Genomic DNA, 19,707 nt, shown 5'->3' on the forward strand with positions numbered 1-19,707 from the left:
CCTCCTTGATTTCTCTCTAGTGAAAGTTACGACTGACCGTCGGCAACTCGCCTAGAAGATGGGATAGATCCACCAGACGCTTGGCAACCAGATGTTGCACCCCGTCAACACTTTGCCAAACACCCAACGCCGCTAGCAGCCTAGCACCAAGGACTTCCTTACGCTGCATCTCCATCAACTTCGGCCAGATAATAACGTTCACGTTTCCGGTTTCATCCTCAAGCGTGACGAAGATTACGCCTTTCGCAGTTCCCGGCCGCTGTCGTACGGTGACCAACCCACATGCACGCGCGAGCCTTCCGTTTGGGTAGGTGTTTAACGTAGCGGCTGGCATGAGCTTCTTCGCATGTAGTATCGGACGCAGCAACGCTAGGGGGTGTCGTCGCAGCGTCAGCCCCATAGACTGGTAGTCACTCTGTATCTCGTCCCCTTCGGATGCCAATCCGAGATCAGGTGTTTCATCAACCACATTTGCTGAAGCAAGCAGATCCTTGTCCGGAGCAGCGACAACGGATTCCCACAGCGCGCTTCGACGACCACCGGCCAGCGACGCAAGTGCATCGGATCGAGCCAGAACATGCAAATCATGTCGATCCAGCTGAGCCCGCCGAGCCAGATCAATCGTTGACGAAAAAGGCCCAACGGCTCGGGCCATTTCAATTCGATCAGCCGCCTCCGCTCGCATCCCGTGCAGAAGAGAGAGACCAAGCCGAACAACGGGACGACACCCCACTTCTGGATATTCCAGAGACGACTCCCAGTTGCTGATCGCGACGTCTGCAGGCAAGACCGTAACCCCATGACGTTTCGCATCCTGGATAAGCTGTGAGGGCGAGTAGAACCCCATTGGCTGGCTATTCAGTAACGATACAAGGAAGGCCTCTGGCTCGTGACATTTCAACCAGCTGCTGACATAGACAAGCAACGCAAAGCTTGCCGCATGGCTTTCCGGGAAGCCATAGTCGGCAAACCCCTTTATCTGAGCAAAAATCGACTCGGCAAATTCCCTTTCGTAGCCACGTATCAACATGCCACTCACCAGGCGATCGTGATAGGGCTCCAACCCGCCTTTGCGCTTCCAGGCTGCCATCGCACGCCGTAGTCCGTCTGCCTCTCCTGGAGAAAAACCGGCCGCGAGAATTGCGACCTGCATCACTTGCTCCTGGAAGATCGGCACACCGAGCGTTCGAGCTAGTGCTGTTTCCAGATCCTTGCTCGGATAGCTAACCGGATCTATTCCTTGACGTCGCTTCAAATACGGATGGACAGCACCACCTTGAATCGGACCAGGACGCACGATCGCCACCTCAATCACGAGGTCGTAGAACGTCCGTGGCTTCAATCGTGGCAACATCGACTGTTGCGCTCTCGACTCGATCTGGAATACTCCAACCGTATCCGCGTTCGAGATCATGTCGTACGTCTCCGGATCCTCTGACGGGATATCCTGCATCTCAAACGGTTCACCACGGTGCAGGGATATTAGGTCAAGCGCCCGGCGAATGACGCTCAGCATTCCCAACGCCAACACATCCACTTTGAGCAACCCGAGCGACTCGAGGTCATCCTTATCCCACTGAATCACACTACGGTCCTGCATTGCCGCATTCTCGATCGGTACAAGGCGTGACAACTTGCCTCGACTGATGACAAAGCCACCGGAGTGCTGGGAAAGATGTCGAGGAAAACCACACAGCTGCGCGGCAAGCGATGCCCAAGTTTGAATGATGGGTGCTGATGGGTCCAGCCCTGATTCTGAAAATCGCTCGAGTAAATCTGCGGTGCCGTCGAACCAGTGATGCGCCTTGGCAACTCTATCGACAATCTGGCCATCAACACCGACCGCTTTCCCTACATCCCGAAGCACACCTCGTGCACGATATGTCGATACCGCTGCAGCGATAGCTGCGCGGTCACGCCCATACTTTCGATAGATGTATTGCATAACGATTTCTCTCTTTTGATGCTCGAAATCCACATCTATGTCCGGTGGACTGTTGCGTTCCCGGCTGATGAACCGTTCGAACAGCATCGTCGATCGCGCAGGATCCACCTCCGTTATGCCAAGGCAATAACAGACCGCGGAATTGGCTGCTGACCCACGCCCCTGACAGAGAATTCCTTCGCTACGTGCGAATTTGACGATGTCGTACACCGTCAAAAAATACGGCTCGTAGCTCAATTCCGTGATGAGCTCGAGCTCATGCTGGAGCTGCGTCTGGACGTTGAGAGGGATGCCGCTCGAGAAGCGACGATGCGCTCCAATGTATGTTTCCTGTCGAAGATATTCGGTTGGTGTAAGCCCAGCCGGCACTAGTTCATCGGGATACTCATAGCGCAACTCATCGAGCGAGAACCCACAACGTGAAAGAATCGCGATCGTCTCGTTTAACGCGTTTGGATGATGGAGATGCGCCAAGCGCATCCGCGACCGCAGATGCTGCTCGGCATTCGGTGCAAGCTCATAGCCACACTCCGCAACGGGCTTGCCTATACGGATCGCCGTCATTGTGTCCTGCAGCGGCTTTCTGGAACGAACATGCATGGTTACATGTCCGACTGCAACGACTGGGATGCCATTGCCATACGCTATGTGCTCAACAACACCAGCATGGGGATTGTCCATTGCGCGCTGATGCAGACATAGGCCGACCCATGCACGCCCTGGGAACGTCTCCAACAGCCACTCGACTTGAGCGTCCAGCGCTTCCGGTTTCGCGGGGAACTTGGGAATCAGGATCGCGAGGCACCCTGGCATGCCTCTCAGATGGGCATACGCCTTCTCCGGTTTCAAGAGGTCCTGTGGCGTGAGGCGATAGCCACCTTTGGGGGAGCGCATGCGTGCCAGCGTGATGAGCTCGGACAGATTGCCATACCCTTCGCGGTTCTGGGCCAGCAAGATCAGGTCAAGGGCAGGCGACGAATCGGCCTGAGTCAGCTTGAAGTACGACCCGATGACCAACGGAAAATTTAGATCCTTGGCCGCCACATGCGCCCGTACAACCCCCGCCAAAGAGCATTCGTCCGTGATGGCAATCCCGGAGTAACCCAACTGAGCGGCTCGCTTGACCAACTCCTCCGCATGCGAAGCCCCCTCCAAGAAGGTGAAGTTCGATAAGCAGAAGAGTTCGGCATATGCCGGCAACGAGAGAGGCAATGTGGCCATGAGATGTACAACCGATGCAGAACATTTCCATCGAACAAGGCATCCGTCAGACATCCGGGCACACTGTGTGGCCGATGCCCTGGAAAACGGTGCTCTTTCGCGCTATCCCGATTGATTCCGTATATCTACCGATTCATCTAAGGAGGTGAAGTACCGAAACAAAAGGCTGACAGGCAAGCGTGCCACTCATCGGTAGAAAACGGGGTTCCATATACGTCGATGTCGGGCGGCTCGCCGCGCTCCTCGCTGATGAAGCGCTCGAACAGCATCGTGCTCTGCTCGGGATTCACCTCGGTGATGCCGAGGCAATAACACACGACCGAGTTCGCCGCCGACCCCCGGCCCTGACACAGGATGTTCTGGCTGCGCGCGTATTTGACGATGTCGTAGACGGTCAGGAAGAACGGTTCGTAGCTCAGCCGAGCGATCAGGTCGAGTTCATACCGGATCTGCTTCTCGACTTTCTCCGGAATGCCCTGCGGATAACGCAAAGCGGCCCCCGCGAAGGTTTCCTGTTCCAGATGGCGCGTCGGCGTGAGCCCCTTCGGCACGATCTCGTCGGGATACTCGTATTGAAGCGTGTCGAGTTTGAAATCGCACGCATCGAGAATCGCGCAGGTCTCGTCGAGCTCCTCCGGCGAAAACAGCTTCGCGATTCGCCCACGCGCGCGCAGATGCTGTTCCGCATTCGGCGCGAGCGCATACCCGCACTCCGAAACCGGCATCCCGACGCGGATCGCCGTCATCACGTCCTGCAGCGGCTTGCAGGAGCGCCGATGCATCGTCACGTCGCCGAGCGCGACGATACGCACGCCGCGCCGCTCGCCGGCCGCGCGAATCTCCTCGCGCTGCGCGCCGTCGAGCGGGCGCTGCAGTTGCACGAGCCCGAGTCGCGCCCGCGCGCCGAACGTCGCGCGAAACCAGGCGACCTGCGCATCGAGTACGTCCGCCCGAACGGGATAGGTGGGGACGAGAATCGCGAAGCAGTCGGGCATGCCCCGCAAGTGGGCGAACTCCGCGGGCGGCGCCGACAGCATCCTCGACGTCAGCCGGTACGTGCCCTTCGGCGACGCCATGCGCCGCCACGAGATCAGCTCGGACAGGTTGCCGTAGCCCTCGCGGTTCTGCGCGAGCAGCACGAGCCCGAACGCGCCGGGGCCCGGATCGTGGCCGGGGGCGACTTCATCCGGCGTCACCTCGAAGAACGAACCGACGATCAGCGGCAGCCCTTGCGCCTTCGCCGCGACATGCATGCGCGGCGCGCCGGCGAGCGAGCATTCGTCGGTGATCGCGATCCCGCGATAGCCGAGCTCGGCGGCGCGCTCGACCAGTTCCTCCGCATGCGACGCGCCATGCAGGAACGAGAAGTTCGAACGACAGAACAATTCCGCGTAATCGGGCAGCCAACTGAATTCCGCAACCATCGCCACTCACCCGAACAGGCCGTGCAGGAACCAGTGCGGATCCGCCTGGCTGCTCAACCGCTCCTGAAAGACCCAGTAGCACGCGCCGGCCTCGTCCTGCGCGACGTAGTAATCGCGCGCCACGAGCTGACCGTCGAACCACCCCGCCTCGATCCGCTCGGGCGACGACATCATCCTGAGCGGCGTATGGAACACCGGCCGGTTCGCGCGCATCAGCAGCGGCTGCGGCTCGGCCAGCAGCCACGCGGGACGCGGCGGCGCAGCCGGCAACCCGCCGGCCGGCTTGCCCGCCTGCGCATCGAGCGGCAGCCAGCGGTTCGCCGCTTCTGGACGGTGATCGGCAACGGGTGCCGCGCGCAGCACATTCTCCGCGCCGAGCCGCGCGACCAGCAGCTCGAACAGCCGCGCACGCGTCTCTTTCGTGCCGCCCGGCTCGGGAAAGAGATCGTCGGCCGGCGGCGCGACCGATTCGACGCGCGTGGCCGACAGCCGCACCGCGATCACCGCGGCCGGCAACTCGACACGCGCGAGCCGCTCGCCGAGCAGCCGCATGAAGTGCGCGTCGTCGCGCACGGGCGTGGCGAACGCGAGTTCGAGCGGCGTCGGCGGCACGGCCTGGCGGCCGCGCTCGTGCTCGAGCTCGAACGTCATCGCGGCCAGCGACAGCTGCCGCGCGGCCAGCCAGCCGCACAGCTGCACGACGAGCCGCCGCGAGGCGAACAGCACGGCTTCCGCGTATTCGACGCGTTCCGGCAATTCGAGCCGCACGTCGAACACGGGCGGCACGGCCATCCACGCGAGCGGCTCGACCGCATCGCCGTACGCGCGATCGAGCGCGGCGAGCAGCGCCGGACCGCAGCGGCGCTGCAGCCCCGCGCGCGGCAGGCGGCGCAGATCGGCGAGCGTGCGGCAGCCGAGGCCGTCGAACCAGCCCGCATACGGGCGCGCGTCGGGCAGCAGCACGCACGGCAAACGATCGAGCGCACGGACGAGCGAAGCCGGCCCGGCCACGCGGCGCCGGATACGCGCACGCGCCGACGTGCGCGCGAGCAGCCACGCGCCGCGCCCGGTCGGCGCGGCGGACAGGCGCGCCGCATAGCCAAGCGCCGCGAGCGTCGCGCGCACCTGGCGGCACAGCGACGGCAGGCCGCCGAACAGGCGCAGGCTCGGGCCGACGTCGACGAGCAGCGTCGCTTCGTCGTCGAGCGCGACGCACGGCGAGAAGCGCAGCAACGCGAGCGCGACCGCGCGCAGCGCATCGGCCTCGCGGGCGGGATCGCGTTCGACGAGCCGCGTGTCGGGCGCGAGCGTCAGCACGCCGCCGCGCTTCATGCCCGCGCGCACGCCGTGCCGGCGCGCGGCCGCATCGGCGATCAGCACGACACCCTGCTCGAGCACCGCGCAACCGGCCGCACCGGCCTCTGCGTCAGACGGCGGCGGGGCGCACACGTCGAGCGGCAGGCGCGGCAGATGGATGCCGAGCAAGACGCGCATAGCGGCTCTCCACGATGGGTGATGGCAAATCGAGCGTGAGCGGCTCGCTGCGCGCGGGCCCCCGACGCTTGACGATGTCGAGCGACACACCGCCCGGCACCGGATGCAGCGCGACGCGCAGCACGGCCGGTGACGGCTGCCGCGCGGCCGCCAGCGGCCGCAGCATCACGAACAGCGTGTCGCCGGTGCGCGCGGCCGCGAGATGCAGACGCCGCAGCGCGTCGGGCCGCGCGTCCTGCCAGAGCAGCAGCGCACCGCAGCAGCCCGTCTTGAGCGCCTGCTCGGCGGCCCACAACGCATCGGTACGGCTGCCGGTGCGCAGCCACAGCAGCGCGTCGGACGGCACGCCGAGAGCGACCAGCGCGCTCGCATGCGGCGACTGCGGCGGCGCGACGAGCGCGAGCGGACGCCGTGCGCTGACGATACGCGGGAGCGCCGGCGCGAGCAGCCGCATCTCGCCGCAGCCCGGCTGTGCGGCCAGCAGTTCGACGAGAGCGCCGACCGGCCAGCCGCCGCCGGGCAGTTCGGCGGACAGCGGCGCGAAGCCCGTGTCGATCGTGCGCGGACCGCCGCGCGCGAGCTGCGAGCCGCGCCAGAGCGACGGATGAAGGGATTCGGGAGAAATGGAGGATGCGAGCATGACGCCACCCACAACTGTATGGATATCCAGTATATGGCAATGCGCCCGCGTCGCACAGCACCGGTGAGAAACCGGCTTTTCGTCAGAGGATACCCAGGGAAAAAGCCCGGGCGGGCGTCATGTCGCGGCGCGGCCGGGCCACCGTCTCCCGTGCCTGGCCAATCCACGCCGCCCAGCCTGCGGCTGAAGCGGTGCGATACAGCCTTCCGCATCGCACCACTCCGATCGCGTTGCTTCAGCCCAGCAGCAGCGCGTCGTCGTCGAGCTGCTCGTGACGCACCTTCTCGAACATCTGCAGCAGGTCCGGCACATCGAGCCCCTTGCGCGCGTCGCCCGACACGTCGAGCACGACCTGCCCCTGGTGCAGCATCACCGTGCGGTCGCCGTAGTCGAGCGCCTGCCGCATGCTGTGCGTGACCATCATCGTCGTCAGCTTGCTCTCCGCGACGATGCGCGCGGTCAGCTCCAGCACGAACGCGGCCGTCTTCGGGTCGAGCGCGGCCGTATGCTCGTCGAGCAGCAGGATCCGCGATGGCCGCGGCGACGCCATCAGCAGGCTCACGGCCTGCCGCTGGCCACCCGACAGCAGCCCGATCCGGTCGGTCAGCCGGTTCTCGAGGCCGAGGTTCAGCAGACGCAGCTTGTCACGAAACAGCTCGCGCGACGGGCGGTCGAGCGCGGCCCGGAAGCCGCGCCGCACGCCGCGCGCCGTCGCGAGCGCCATGTTCTCCTCGATCGTCAGCGCCTCGCAGGTGCCGGCCATCGGGTCCTGGAACACGCGCGCGACGAGGTGCGCGCGATCCCACGCGGCCTTGCGCGTGACGTCCGCGCCATCGATCGCGATGCGTCCCGCATCGACCGGCTGGTCGCCGCTAACCGCATTGAGGAAGATCGACTTGCCGGCGCCGTTCGAGCCGGCGAGCGTCGTCAGCACGAGCCGGCGTGCCGGCAGCAGCGTCTCGCCGATGATCACGGCGGCCAGCCCGATCACGATCGTGCCGATCCCCATCGAGATAGCCGCGCCGCCCTGCGTCTGCGCGAACAGCGCGCCGGCGAGCGCGACGAGCGCATTCGACAGCGCCATCCCGGCGAGCGTCGTACGGCCGGTCGCGATGCCTTGCGCGCGCGCCATCCGCGGGTTCGCATCGGTCGCGCGCATCGCGAGGCCGAGTTGCGACGAGAAGAACCCGTCGAGACCGAGCTTCGCGACCACGACGACGATCCCGAGCAGCGCCGGGCGCAGCACATAGTCGGGCATCCAGTCGGGCTGCAGCACCGTGAAGACCGTCGGCTCGGTGATGAGCGGCACGTTCGGCCGGCCCATGATCCGCAGGTTCACCGAATAGAGCGCGATCATCATCAGGATGCTGGCGAGCAGATCCATGATCTTCAGGCGCACGTTGAGCCAGCCCGTGATGAAGCCGGCCACCGCGCCCGCGCCGATCGCGATGCAGGTCGAGCTGAACGGGTCGTGGCCGGCCGAGATCAGCGGCGCGGCGACTGTCGCCCGGCCAAGCCCCGGCCGGCCGATTCCGCGCTACTGATACGAGAACGTGATCGTGCCGAGTGCTTCCACAGTGCCCGGCGTAATCTTCTCGGCCGTCTTGACATATCTCGCTTCGAACGGCACCTGGATCATCGTGTTGGCCGTGCTGGATCGTCCGACCGACCACTGGTTCGTATTGCCCTTGGCCGACGAATCGGGACCAAAACGCAACGGCGTATCGGTGCCTCGTTTCAGGATCTGAATCCCGACGCCCGAAGCCGTCGACGCACGGCCAAGGCTCAGTACGTTGCCGGTATTCGAGGGATTCGTCACGTCGCTCAGTGTCGCGTAAATATTCAGATCCGCGTCGCATCGCAGATCGAACGAAAATGGCGCCGACCGCGCCGGAGCGACATCGCCGACCGATTTCAAGCTGCCTGCATACAGGCTGGGCAACGGAACCGTTCTGGACGTGCCGGACGCGATCTTGCACGTTCTTGCCACTACGGCCATGCTCGCCGCGCTGAGCGCTGTCGAAGCAGTACTGTTCCCCACGAAATTCCCTTTGTACTTCGGGCGAAAGTTGAAGAGCACCTGCCTTCTGGATGTATAGGATCCCGTCGCGACAGGCCCGGCGGCAACATACGTCACCTTTCCCCTTAAAATGCCTTTATTGATTGGCGTGCCCGGTACCGACACTGTGTCCGCACCGACCGCAACCCATGTGGCCGAGCCCGAGCTATCGTTCCTAACCTCCATTGCGTATCCCACCCCCGGTATTCCGGTTTCGAAAACGGCAGCGACTGCGCCAGAGCTCGTTTTGTAGGTCACATTCGGGATAGGCACCCCGGCCGGACTGACGACGAACTCGTCATACATGCATGAGCCGCCGATATCGGCAACCTCCCCAACGGACAGCATTGCGGGACTGGACGATGGAAACTGGATGCCGACACCCATTCCGTCCTGTGTCACGCTGATGCTAGCCGGGAGTGTGGGCGAAATGCTCGCATAACCGTAGCTCGGCTGGCAACCGGCAAAGGCGTACCCGGACCAGAGCATCGGGCACAGCATCAGAAAGCGCGCACAACGCGTCATCGCTGCGGCGTGCCTCGACGATCGCCGCGTTACACCATCGGCGCCTGCACTTGTCCACCACTTCATAAACGTTCCTGTCTGGTTTTGACCGACTGCCGTTGCGCCGACTTCCGTCGAGCAATGAAGCCGGCCCGGCCCGATAAATGGATAGCGGTGCGTCACGGCCGCATCAACGCGACGCCGCGTTCGTCTTCGCCTGACAAACACCCTTGACCTGCTCGAAGGCCTCGGCCTTGTTCCGGGGTTGCCGGACCGGCAGGTCGTACGCAATGCGACAGCCCGACAACACGTCGTCGCCCCACGTCACCGTGAGTTCGCCCTTGTCCTTCAGGCCACGCGCAAAGATCCTGCTCGCCTGACCGACGACGCCGAGACTCTTGCCCGTTTCGTCGCTGACCGCCGCGCCGAACGGCAGCGGCGTGCCGTCCAGCTTGCGCGCCTGGATCACGGCCGCTCGGCCGGTGTCGGTGTCGAACTTGAGCAGCGGCACGGCACCGGCGCGCGGCGCGACCTGCTGACTGGTTTCCTTCAACTCGACGTCCATCGAGATGCCCTTCGGGTCGAGCTCGACGGTGTTCATGTTGTACGGCGTGAGGTAAGGCACGATCGCATAGCCGCGGCGGTCGACCCGCACGCCGGACGCGTTCGTGACGCGCGCACCTTCCGCGCCTTTCGCCTCGACGATGCCGAAGGTTTCGGACAACGGCTGCGACAACGTAATGCCGCCCGGGTGAGCGACCGCCGCGCCGCGAATGCCGATCGAACCCTGCTGATAGTTCGAACTGCCGCCGGCGCTGAGATTGAGTTCCGCGAAGCGCGCGCGATACGTGAGGCTGCCGCTGCCGTCGGTGCTCGCGTCGCCCTGCCCGTTCGCGTGGTTCGCGGCCAGGCTGTACGACAGGTTGTTGTCCACGCCGAGCGAGCCTGACAGCATCGACTGCAACTGCGTGCGGCCTTCCGTATCGCGCGACACGTTGCCCGTCAGCATCATCGGGCTGGACTTGCCGAGGGGAATCGATACGCTCGCGTAGTACAGCGTGCTCGACTGGTTGCCCTGGCCGCGCTGACGTGTCGCCGACAGGCTGTACGACACGTTCCGGAACGAGTTGTTGTACCCGACGGAGTAGTTGACGTCCGAGCCCGCGCGATTCCAGTAATTCGACGTCGACGCGGTCACGCTCAGCTGCCCGCCTTTCTCGCCGAAACGCTGGCTGACCATCAGCGACGCGCGATTGCGCTGCCGTCCGACGGTATCCACGGAATAGCCCTCGCGAACCGCATCGCGCGCGCTCATCGCGTCGTTGAGGTTGAAATAGCCGTTCGTCGAATAGCGATACGCGGCGATCGACACATCGGTGCCGGTCGGCGCGACGGACTTCGAATAGCTGACCCGCAGGCTCGAGCCGCTGAAGCGCTTCATGCCGGGGATCGACGTGGCGGCCTGCGTGAAGTCGACGCCGAACGCGCCGAATTGCGTATTGAACGCGCCGCCCATCATCGCCGACGCGTAACCTGCCGCGACCGTGAGGCCGCCATAGGCGGTCAGCAGGTTCGTCAGGCCGCGCTGGTAGGTGAGCTGCGCGAACAGCGGGTTGCTGGTGTTCTGCTGGCTGCGCAGCGCACCCGCGACGAAGCTGTAGCGCTGGATGCCGGGGCGCAGTGACAGCGGGACCGACGCATAGGGCACCGAGAACGTGTGCACCGCCCCATCCGCCTCGGTGACGAACACGCGCAGGTCGCCGCCATAGCCGGTCGGATACAGGTCGCCAATCTCGAACGGCCCCGGCGAAACGGTCGTTTCGTACAGCGTCACGCCGTTCTGGCGAATCGTCACCTTCGCGTTCGTGTTCGCGACGCCGCGCACGACCGGCGCATAACCGCGCATCGAGTCGGGCAGCATCCGGTCGTCGCTCGACAGCCGCACCCCACGGAACTGCGTCGAATCGAACAACTCGCCGGACGTGAACGTTTCGCCGATCACGAGCTGCGACGACAGCGACGGCAGCTCCCGCTGCATGTAGGTCGCAATATCCTGATAGTGGCCGCCGCCGCGCTCGGACCACGAGTACGAACCGTTGTGACGGAAATGCCAGTTGCCGATATTGACGCCGCCGTTCAGCCCGAGATAGCCCTGCGTGTCCGCGCTGCTGCCCTTGACCTTCGAGCTGTAGACGTTCAGGTTGTAGTCGAGCATGCCGACCGGCACGCCGTCGTTCCATTGATCGGGGCTGACGTAGCCGCGCGCGCGGTGCACCAGCGACGCCTGCGGGATGCTGAGCGTCAGGCGCTGTTCGCCGAAGTCGAACGACGCGCTCGCCTCGGGCACGATCTGGCCGATACGCCTGCATTCGCCCTTGACCGTAATCGCCTCGACGATTTCCGCCGGCAGCCTGGTGAAGTCGATCCCGATGTGGCGCAAGACCTTCGCGTCGAAGCAGGGCTGAGCTTCCGGTGTGCCCGGCGCGGCCTTGAACTCGATGTCGTAACGGCCGACCCAGCCCTGGCCGACGACGAGATCGACGCCGTACGTGCCCGGCGTGGTGAAGTTGCCGCGCTCGAAGCGCGTGATGTCGATCGCGCGACCGTTTCCGTTGTTCACGAAATCCGGATCGAACTGAACCTGCGCGAACTGCGCCTGCGCGACCTGCATCGTCATCGCATCGGCGGGCGCGGAATTACCGGCGTCCGCGCGACCGTCAGCCGACCACGCGGCGAGGCTGGACAGCACCAGCATGCACATCGGCCTGAGCCGTGGCAGGCAGATTGCATCCGGGCGAGGATGTCGGATCGACGAGGTCATTCCGCAGGACTCCTATTGGCTTTGAATTGGATTCGAACGCGAGAACATTGGCGCTGCCACTCGGAACACGCGCGTGACGATGTCGATGTGCAGACGAAATCTGATACTGAATTGATGCCGGATCGGACCGACGCGCATGCGCGCCGCGTCAAGCGACTGGCGACTGGCGACTGGCGACTGGCGACTGGCGACTGGCCGACGGTCCGGGCGGGCCGCAGCCCGTGCGGCACTACCGCATCGCAACGGGCATTTCGTTGTTGGTCGATGCACCCCAGTCGTTGATGCTGCCGAATCGCACTTTCGCGTCCGCCGCCGGCGGTACCTTCAGTGCCGCAACGGGGAATTCCTGCGTGCCGCCGGGCAGGACGTAGCCCGCGCCAGCGTCATATTGATCCGCACCCGAATGAAGCTGTACGCTGCCGACATTGACGACATAAGGCGTCGGGTTGGTCGCTTTCAACACGTAGCGGCCTTCCGGGCCGCGCTCGATCTGCCAGCGAACCTGCGCCGGCGCGTCGTGCGCTTTACCCGGCAGATTCTGCGGGCGATACATGATCTTGATTCGCGTCCGGAACGCGACCTGAAGCTGGTTGTGAGCGTCGCTCGCCGCAGCCTTCGGCGGAATCTCCAGCACGTTGAGCCAGAACAGCGATTCCTTGTCGGCGGGAAGCGGTTCGTTCGTATACATCAACCGCAAGGTTTGCCCCTTGCTCGGCTCGAGGCGGAACATCGCGGGCGTGAGCACGAACGGCGCATCGATGGTGTCGGGCGACGCGTTCGCGTCGCCCTTGTCGATCCAGGCCTGGACCAACGCCGGCGCCGAACCTTCGTTCGAGAGCTTGATCGTCACCTCGCGCTCGCCTCCCGGAAAAATGACGCGGGTCGCAGAGATCACGACGCTCGCGCTGGCTTGCGAAGCGATCAGGACGGTGGCCAGTGCGATGGCCTGGAGCGATTTGAGGATGACGTTCATGATGACTCGGACGGATTTCTAGTCGTTGTGAGCGACGGGCGGATCGGAGCGGGTGGCGTGCGAGGCACGCCACCAGGTCCGCCGGCGGGCGGGCCTTGGCGTGAGCACAAGGCTTACTGATAGACGATCGAGTACTGAACCTTCGAGTTCGCCGAACCACCGACTGCTGCGCCCGTCGCCAGGTACTCGGCGAAGAAGTTCAGCTGGGCGGAACCGTCACCGCCGATCGAGACGACCTGCGAGTTCTGGCTCGGTGCGTTCGCGCCGACCTTGATCGGGTCCTGTTGCTCGTTCAGGAGCTGGAGCACGACATTCGCCGCCGCAGGGGCTTCGGCCGTGCCCTTGTCAAGCGACAGCTTGCCGTCGGCCGTCACGTTCGTTGCGTTCTCGAACGCAACCTGGACCTTGGTGGGATTGCCCTTCGACGTTTCGGTATCCACCGCGCAACCCGTCAGCTTGAAGCCGAAGGCGGTGCGGCCCGAGACCGAGCCGGCCGCGTTCAGCGCACCCGTGCTGACCGTCGGCATGGCGACCGCCTTGTTCGACGTGGTACCCGCGGCAGCACCGTCGATCTTGCAGGTTGCCGCAGTCACGTTGCCGGTGAACGTGATCGTGCCGTCTGCCGCGTGGGCGGCCGACATCAGACCCAGCCCCGTCACGGCCAGAAGCGTCGAAATAACTTTGGTGCTAGTTGCGAGTTTCATTATGTTGATCCAAAAAAACGATTGTTGATGGTATGAAACACGCATTCGTCATTTTAATGGTCTAAGCTTTAAATGACGGGGCGCGATTCATGGCATATTATTTACTTTCCGATGATGGACCACCATCTGACAAGCTCTAATGATTGGATCAAACAAATAGGACAAGTACTAAAAAAACAAATTCATGGTGCGCAGATGCATTGTTCATACATATGACGCGCACTTGCGAATAGAACTTGTCTCAAGGCAATGACAGCCGTGCCCCGGCGGCGTCGAATGTTTAACCGGCCCGGATCTCGAATGGCGAGGAAACGCGCGACGGGGAAATAATCGATCCCGCCAATAAATTGAGATGGCATTTACATATGCCGACCTCAACCATTCACGGATATTTAAAACAATTTGATATTTTGCATTGCTTCAGCCGATGCGCAATGTATCACTCGGTCGCGTTTTCACGCGGACAAAGCGGCTGCGGTGAGAATCGACATCTCTTGCGCGTCGCGCCGCCGAGAAAAGCGCACCCACAGCCGGCGGCGTGCGCCGATAGCGGCACAACCCGCCGGTCGATCATGTGACGTTACGTTATGCTATCGACCGACCCAAAGCTGCCTGCGCAACGCGCTGCGCGAGAGCCGCAACGGCGTGGCGGTACAACCGATCCAGCGCGCGCGACGCGCGGAATCGCAACAACGCGATGCTACTGCCGTGCGAGCGGCGCGATCATGAGTGCGTCGTAGAGTCGCTGCCGAGCATACGCAACCACTATGCAATCCAGCCGTTCCGCCGATCTGCTCGCGATACGGCGAGAGGTAAGCGCCATGCACACGCCGCGCCCCAAAAAAAAGGCCTGCGCGATGCAGGCCCTTTGCGTTCAGCGGTCCGACCGGTGTGCGACGTTCAGAACGACGCGACCATCGAGCCCTTGAACTGCTTCTTGATGAATTCCCTCACTTCCGGCGACTGGTACGCCTTGACCAGTTTCTTCACCCACGGCTGGTCCTTGTCCTTCGCGCGCACGGCGATCAGGTTCGCGTACGGGCTCGTCAGCGCTTCGAGCGCGATCGCGTCCTTGGTCGGCTGCAGGTTCGCGGCGAGCGCGTAGTTCGTGTTGATCACGGCCGCGTCGACGTCCGACAGCACGCGCGGCAGTTGCGCGGCGTCGAGTTCGGAGATCCTCAGCTTCTTCGGGTTCTCGGCGATATCGAGCACCGTCGCATTGTTGCCGCCCGTGCCGGCACCCGCCTTCAGCTTGATCACGCCTTGCGTCTGCAGCAACAGCAGCGCGCGGTTTTCGTTCGACGGATCGTTCGGCACCGCGAGCTTCGCGCCTTGCGGCAGATCCTTCAACGACTTGAACTTCTTCGAGTACACGCCCATCGGCGAGATGTAGGTCAGGCCCGCGCTGACGAGCTTGTAGCCGCGCTGCTTCACCTGGCTGTCGAGGTAGGGCTGGTGCTGGAAGCTGTTCGCGTCGAGGTCGCCCGAGTCGAGCGCCGCGTTCGGCTGCACGTAGTCGTTGAACTCGATGACCTTCACGTTCAGGCCTTCCTTCTCCTTCGCGACCTTCTGCACGAGTTGCCACACTTCCGAATCCGGGCCGGCAACCGTGCCGACCTTGATCACCTTGTCTTCGGCGTGCGCGCCCGCCGACAGCGTCAGCGCTGCACCGGTGGCCAGCACGGAAAATACCTTCAGGAGACTGCGACGCTTCATCTGTTTCTCGCTTTCTTGCTTACTTGAAATGGGGTGCGATACGGGTATGCCCCGACTCGCAGGAAGGCGCAAATGGTGTCACAGGATCGGCGGGAAGTGAAATACATCCCGCTCATATGGGTATGCACCGCAGCGGTGCCGGCGGCACCGGCACCGCTCGGCCGTTAGTTGCGTTCACGCGCCACGCATTAGCCTGCACGCGTCAGGCCACCATCGCTTCGTCGGTCGCCTTCGTGCCCAATAGCAGGTTCGACCGGCCGCCGGCAGCGCCGCCCCGGAACGCGCCGACCGCGGCGAACCGGCGACCGACGTGCAGCCATTGCCCCTCAACGCAGCCGCCCGCGCGACAGCCGGCATCCACTGTGCTACAAAGTCCAACTGGCCGGCACGCGAAGCGCCGGCGTCATTCCGGGGCCATCCATGTACGTCATCGACATCCACTACGCCGCGTCGCTCGAGCGCATCGACGACGCGCTCGAACGCCATCGCGCGTATCTGCAGCCGCAGTTCGACAAGGGCATCTTCATCGCGGCGGGGCCGAAGGTGCCGCGCGAAGGCGGCGTGATCCTCGCGGCCCGTATCGATCGCGACGCACTCGACGCGATCCTGGAGACCGACCCGTTCGTCACCGAGGGGCTCGCCACGTATCGCGTAACGGAATTCCGGATCACGCGTGCCGCCTCCGGCTTCAACGTGCCCGCGCTGCCGTAACGCGACACCAGCGCGACGCACGCGCATGCCGACGCGCCGCCCGACGAGCGGCGCACGCGGACAACGAGGAGAGAGAATGCGCGACGGCGCGTGGCGGCCGTCACGCAATCGCCGGGCCGTGCGCCCGGCGGACACCGCTCAGTCGACCAGCAGTTTCAGGTCGTGGACCCACGGGCCCGGGCCCTGGCCGTCGCGCACGAACAGGCGCAGCTTGCCGTCGCGATCGAACACGTAGCTCGCGGCGGTGTGATCCATCGTGTAGCTGCCGGGCGTCTTGCCGGCCACCTTCGCGTAGTACACGCGGAAATCCTTCGTGACCTTCTTGAGCTGCGCTTCGTCGGCCGGCCGCAGGCCGATAAACGACGGATCGAACGCGGGCACGTACTGACCGAGCAGCGCGGGCGTGTCGCGCTCCGGATCGACTGTGACGAACAACACCTGCACGCGCTTCGCCGCGTCGGGCCCGAGTTGCTTCAGCGCCTCGGACAGTTCGGCCATCGTCGTCGGACACACGTCCGGACAGTGCGTATAACCGAAGAACATCACGACGGCACGGCCCTTGAAGTCGGCGAGCGTGCGCACCTTGCCGGTCGTGTCGGGCAGCGAGAAATCGCTGCCGAACTGCGTGTTGCCGGTGATGTCGAGATTCTGGAATTTCGGCGCGTTGTCGCAGCCCGCGAGCAGCGTGGCTGCCGCGAATGCGCATGCGAGCATCCAGCCTTGGCGCGCGCGGCGCCCGAACCGTGAATGGAGCATTGCGTTCAAACCGTGCGGTTACACGCCGAGCAGCGGGCGCGCATAGTGATCGACGAGCAGCGCGGCGAACAGCAGCGACAGATAGACGATCGAGTAGCGGAAAGCCTTGCGGGCGAGTTCGTCCGAATAGTCGCGGTAGATCTTCCACGCATACGCGAGGAACACCGCGCCGAGCAGCACCGCGCTCGCCAGGTAGACGACGCCGCTCATCCCGGAGATGAACGGCATCAGCGTGACCGCGAACAGGATCACCGTGTACAGCAGGATGTGCAGCCGCGTGAATTTCTCGCCGTGCGTGACCGGCAGCATCGGCAGGCCCGCGTTTTCGTAGTCCTTGCGGCGATAGAGCGCGAGCACCCAGAAATGCGGCGGCGTCCACACGAAGATGATCAGCACGAGGATCCACGCGTCGCCGGGCACCGCGCCGGTGACCGCGGCCCAGCCGAGCGCCGGCGGCATCGCGCCCGACGCCCCGCCGATCACGATGTTCTGCGGCGTCATCGGCTTGAGCAGCAGCGTATAGACCACCGCGTAGCCGACGAACGTCGCGATCGTCAGCCACATCGTCAGCGGGTTCGTGAACGTATAGAGGGTCCAGGCGCCGACGCTGCCGAGCACGGCCGAGAACAGCAGGATCTGCGGCGTCGTGATCTCGCCGCGCGCGGACGGACGCCACGCGGTGCGGCGCATCATCGCGTCGATCTTCTGCTCGACGAGGCAGTTGATCGCGAATGCAGCGCCGGCCAGCAGCCAGATGCCGATGGTGCCGCCGATCAGCACATGCCACGGCACCATGCCCGGCGTCGCGAGGAACATGCCGATCACCGCGCAGAACACCGCGAGCTGCGTGACACGCGGCTTCGTCAGCGCCATGTACTGCGAAAACCGGCTACCGGGCGATTGGGAAAGGGTGCTTTGCATGGGGACGGTCACGCCGGGGCGGCGTCGCGCGCGGGCTGCACGACACGGCCGGGGCGGCTTGAAAGGATGCGAAAGTTTAACATGACGACGAGCAGCAGCAGGATCGCGGCGCCGCCGTTGTGCGCGACGGCGACCGGCAGCGGCCACTGCAGCACGATGTTGGTCAGGCCCGTCAGGAACTGCAGCAGGACGACCAGCAGCACGCCGTTCGCGGGCCGCCGCAGCGACTCGAAGCGGCGCATCTTCAGCGCGAACGCGACCAGATACGCGACGACGACGAACGCGAACGTGCGGTGGGTCCAGTGGATCGCGACCAGCGCGTCCTGCGTGATCGCCTCGCCGTCCTTCGTCATCCCGAGCGCGCGCCACAGATGGAAGCCCTGGCCGAAGTTCATCGCCGGCAGCCACTGGCCGTTGCAGGTCGGGAAATCGGTACACGCGAGCACCGCGTAGTTGGTGCTCACCCAGCCGCCGAGCGCGATCTGCACGACCAGCAGCGCCAGCGCCACGAGCGCGGCCGCGCGGTAGCGGCCGGCCTCCGGATCATGCGACGGCAGCGGCGTCTGCCGCGCCGCGAGCCAGCCGAGCGTGCCGAGCAGCATGAGACCGAGCAGCAGATGGGTGGTGACGATCACCGGCTGCAGCTTCATCGTGACCGTCCACGCGCCGAACACGCCCTGCACGACGATCAGCAGCAGCAGGCTCGTCGGCCACCACGGCGACACGTGCAGCGGGCGGCGGCGCAGCCGCGCGGACCATGCGATCACGACCTGCGCGATGATCAGCACGCCGATCGCCATCGCGAAATAGCGGTGGATCATCTCGATCCACGCCTTCGTCATGCTGACGGGGCCGGTCGGCATCGCCTGGTGTGCGGCCGTGATCGCGGCGTGCGCGATGAACGGCGACGACGTGCCGTAGCAGCCGGGCCAGTCCGGGCAGCCGAGCCCCGAATCGGTCAGCCGCGTGAAGCCGCCGAACATCACCAGGTCGAGCGTCAGGAACGTGGTGATCCACACCAGCTTGCGGAACTTGTCGTCGTCGGCCTTCACCCACACGTACGACAGCGGCAGCAGCGCGATGCACAAGCCGATCAGGCCGAGTTGCAGTAGATACGACATCGAATGGTTGCCTCGTTGTCTCGCCTTAGCCGATGCTCGACCACTTCAGCAGCTTCGTGACGTCCGCCTTGATCTTGCTGGGGTTCGGGTCCTTCGGGAAACGCATCATCAGGTTGCCGTTCGGATCGACCATGTAGAGGTGGTCGCTGTCCTTCGTGCCGGCGTCGGCCGGCAGCCATGCGGCGATCGCGGCCGGATCGGCGACCAGCCGGCGCGTGTCCGGATAGGCTTCCAGCACCTTCGGCGGCACCGCGCCTGCATCGCTGCGCAGCCACACCATCGTGAGCCGGTGTCGCTCGCCCGCCTGCGTGACGCGGATCTGGCGCATGAAATAGAGCTTTTGCGCGCATGCGTCGTCGCACGCGCTGCCGTCGGTCATCACGAACAGCCACACGCCGCGCAGCGACGACAGCGGCACCGTCTTGCCGGTTTCGTCGGTGACCTGCAGGTCGGCCGGGATCGGCCGCTGCGGCTCGATCAGCGTGCCGTAGTTGGTCGAGCCGCCCTTCGGCTTGATCACGTAATAGGTGAAGTACGACGCGAGTATCGGCGCCGCGCACACGAGCCCGAGCAGCACGAGCATCCAGCGGCCGCGCTTGCGGGCCGCCGGCGAAACCGGCGTCGCGGCCGGACCCTGACGGGAAGATTGCATGGACAAATCAGACCTCTCGAAACGAACCCGCGGCGCCGGCGCCGC

13 protein-coding genes and 4 pseudogenes are annotated in these 19,707 nt (G+C 64.5%); 2 read left to right on the forward strand and 15 right to left on the reverse strand.

Annotation, left to right across the window (positions count from 1 at the left end; translation table 11 throughout):
* Window positions 1–16 precede the first annotated feature (16 nt).
* The 10 genes and pseudogenes from LMA02_RS14645 to LMA02_RS14690 all read right to left on the reverse strand — a co-directional run bounded on the left by LMA02_RS14645 (window position 17) and on the right by LMA02_RS14690 (window position 13,785).
* Window positions 17–3,166, reverse strand: a complete 3,150-nt coding sequence (locus tag LMA02_RS14645; RefSeq protein WP_175672324.1) for an error-prone DNA polymerase — start codon at window positions 3,164–3,166, stop codon at window positions 17–19.
* Window positions 3,167–3,378: 212 nt separating this feature from the next.
* Window positions 3,379–4,590: pseudogene (locus LMA02_RS14650) on the reverse strand (PHP domain-containing protein); the annotation flags it as partial.
* A gap of 6 nt (window positions 4,591–4,596) precedes the next feature.
* Window positions 4,597–6,084, reverse strand: a complete 1,488-nt coding sequence (locus LMA02_RS14655; protein WP_228905770.1) for a Y-family DNA polymerase — start codon at window positions 6,082–6,084, stop codon at window positions 4,597–4,599.
* Complete coding sequence (imuA, locus tag LMA02_RS14660) at window positions 6,017–6,724, reverse strand: translesion DNA synthesis-associated protein ImuA (protein WP_228905771.1); 708 nt, start codon at window positions 6,722–6,724, stop codon at window positions 6,017–6,019. Before imuA ends, LMA02_RS14655 begins: the two co-directional genes overlap by 68 nt.
* A 235-nt stretch (window positions 6,725–6,959) precedes the next feature.
* Window positions 6,960–7,640 (reverse strand): annotated as a pseudogene (locus LMA02_RS14665) (ABC transporter ATP-binding protein); the annotation flags it as partial.
* A pseudogene (locus LMA02_RS14670) lies at window positions 7,626–8,225 on the reverse strand (ABC transporter permease); the annotation flags it as partial. The pseudogenes LMA02_RS14665 and LMA02_RS14670, both read right to left, overlap by 15 nt.
* Window positions 8,226–8,261: 36 nt before the next feature.
* On the reverse strand, window positions 8,262–9,470 hold the full coding sequence (locus LMA02_RS14675; protein ID WP_228905772.1) for a fimbrial protein: 1,209 nt from the start codon (window positions 9,468–9,470) through the stop codon (window positions 8,262–8,264).
* Window positions 9,471–9,477: 7 nt separating this feature from the next.
* Window positions 9,478–12,048, reverse strand: coding sequence for a fimbria/pilus outer membrane usher protein (locus LMA02_RS14680; protein WP_416378669.1), 2,571 nt, complete (start codon window positions 12,046–12,048; stop codon window positions 9,478–9,480).
* Between the two features lie 289 nt (window positions 12,049–12,337).
* The gene (locus tag LMA02_RS14685) at window positions 12,338–13,081 is read right to left on the reverse strand and encodes a molecular chaperone (protein WP_228905775.1); all 744 of its coding nucleotides are present in this window, start codon (window positions 13,079–13,081) and stop codon (window positions 12,338–12,340) included.
* A 113-nt stretch (window positions 13,082–13,194) separates the two neighbouring features.
* On the reverse strand, window positions 13,195–13,785 hold the full coding sequence (locus LMA02_RS14690; RefSeq protein WP_228905783.1) for a fimbrial protein: 591 nt from the start codon (window positions 13,783–13,785) through the stop codon (window positions 13,195–13,197).
* 609 nt (window positions 13,786–14,394) lie between these two features.
* Here LMA02_RS14690 and LMA02_RS14695 point away from each other — a divergent pair.
* Window positions 14,395–14,601: pseudogene (locus LMA02_RS14695) on the forward strand (hypothetical protein); the annotation flags it as partial.
* A gap of 84 nt (window positions 14,602–14,685) precedes the next feature.
* Here LMA02_RS14695 and LMA02_RS14700 read toward each other — a convergent pair.
* The gene (locus LMA02_RS14700) at window positions 14,686–15,501 is read right to left on the reverse strand and encodes a MetQ/NlpA family ABC transporter substrate-binding protein (protein ID WP_228905788.1); all 816 of its coding nucleotides are present in this window, start codon (window positions 15,499–15,501) and stop codon (window positions 14,686–14,688) included.
* A 420-nt stretch (window positions 15,502–15,921) separates the two neighbouring features.
* Between LMA02_RS14700 and LMA02_RS14705 the strand changes: the two genes are divergently transcribed.
* Window positions 15,922–16,212, forward strand: coding sequence for a YciI family protein (locus LMA02_RS14705; RefSeq protein ID WP_228905790.1), 291 nt, complete (start codon window positions 15,922–15,924; stop codon window positions 16,210–16,212).
* A gap of 138 nt (window positions 16,213–16,350) precedes the next feature.
* Here the strand turns inward: LMA02_RS14705 and LMA02_RS14710 are convergent, their stop codons facing one another.
* The 4 genes from LMA02_RS14710 to LMA02_RS14725 are packed head-to-tail and all read right to left on the reverse strand — an operon-like array spanning window position 16,351 to window position 19,662.
* On the reverse strand, window positions 16,351–16,968 hold the full coding sequence (locus LMA02_RS14710; RefSeq protein ID WP_175696571.1) for an SCO family protein: 618 nt from the start codon (window positions 16,966–16,968) through the stop codon (window positions 16,351–16,353).
* An 18-nt stretch (window positions 16,969–16,986) separates the two neighbouring features.
* Window positions 16,987–17,889: a heme o synthase gene (gene cyoE, locus LMA02_RS14715; RefSeq protein WP_006752051.1), complete on the reverse strand. Its 903-nt coding sequence runs from the start codon at window positions 17,887–17,889 to the stop codon at window positions 16,987–16,989.
* 8 nt (window positions 17,890–17,897) lie between these two features.
* A complete protein-coding gene (locus tag LMA02_RS14720) occupies window positions 17,898–19,010 on the reverse strand; it encodes a COX15/CtaA family protein (protein WP_228905792.1) in 1,113 nt (370 codons plus the stop codon).
* A 25-nt stretch (window positions 19,011–19,035) separates the two neighbouring features.
* Complete coding sequence (locus LMA02_RS14725; RefSeq protein WP_228905793.1) at window positions 19,036–19,662, reverse strand: SCO family protein; 627 nt, start codon at window positions 19,660–19,662, stop codon at window positions 19,036–19,038.
* Between the last annotated feature and the right edge of the window lie 45 nt (window positions 19,663–19,707).

Source organism: Burkholderia sp. B21-005, assembly GCF_020843965.1.
Lineage (GTDB): Bacteria > Pseudomonadota > Gammaproteobacteria > Burkholderiales > Burkholderiaceae > Burkholderia > Burkholderia ambifaria.

Bases quoted from the DNA above. Each gene is read 5' to 3' on its own strand.
- cyoE (WP_006752051.1), bottom strand. From the start codon at position 17,889: ATGCAAAGCACCCTTTCCCAATCGCCCGGTAGCCGGTTTTCGCAGTAC.
- LMA02_RS14680 (WP_416378669.1), bottom strand. From the start codon at position 12,048: ATGTGCATGCTGGTGCTGTCCAGCCTCGCCGCGTGGTCGGCTGACGGT.
- imuA (WP_228905771.1), bottom strand. From the start codon at position 6,724: ATGCTCGCATCCTCCATTTCTCCCGAATCCCTTCATCCGTCGCTCTGG.
- LMA02_RS14690 (WP_228905783.1), bottom strand. From the start codon at position 13,785: ATGAAACTCGCAACTAGCACCAAAGTTATTTCGACGCTTCTGGCCGTG.
- LMA02_RS14655 (WP_228905770.1), bottom strand. From the start codon at position 6,084: ATGCGCGTCTTGCTCGGCATCCATCTGCCGCGCCTGCCGCTCGACGTG.
- LMA02_RS14705 (WP_228905790.1), top strand. From the start codon at position 15,922: ATGTACGTCATCGACATCCACTACGCCGCGTCGCTCGAGCGCATCGAC.
- LMA02_RS14710 (WP_175696571.1), bottom strand. From the start codon at position 16,968: ATGCTCCATTCACGGTTCGGGCGCCGCGCGCGCCAAGGCTGGATGCTC.
- LMA02_RS14725 (WP_228905793.1), bottom strand. From the start codon at position 19,662: ATGCAATCTTCCCGTCAGGGTCCGGCCGCGACGCCGGTTTCGCCGGCG.
- LMA02_RS14685 (WP_228905775.1), bottom strand. From the start codon at position 13,081: ATGAACGTCATCCTCAAATCGCTCCAGGCCATCGCACTGGCCACCGTC.
- LMA02_RS14645 (WP_175672324.1), bottom strand. From the start codon at position 3,166: ATGGCCACATTGCCTCTCTCGTTGCCGGCATATGCCGAACTCTTCTGC.
- LMA02_RS14720 (WP_228905792.1), bottom strand. From the start codon at position 19,010: ATGTCGTATCTACTGCAACTCGGCCTGATCGGCTTGTGCATCGCGCTG.
- LMA02_RS14700 (WP_228905788.1), bottom strand. From the start codon at position 15,501: ATGAAGCGTCGCAGTCTCCTGAAGGTATTTTCCGTGCTGGCCACCGGT.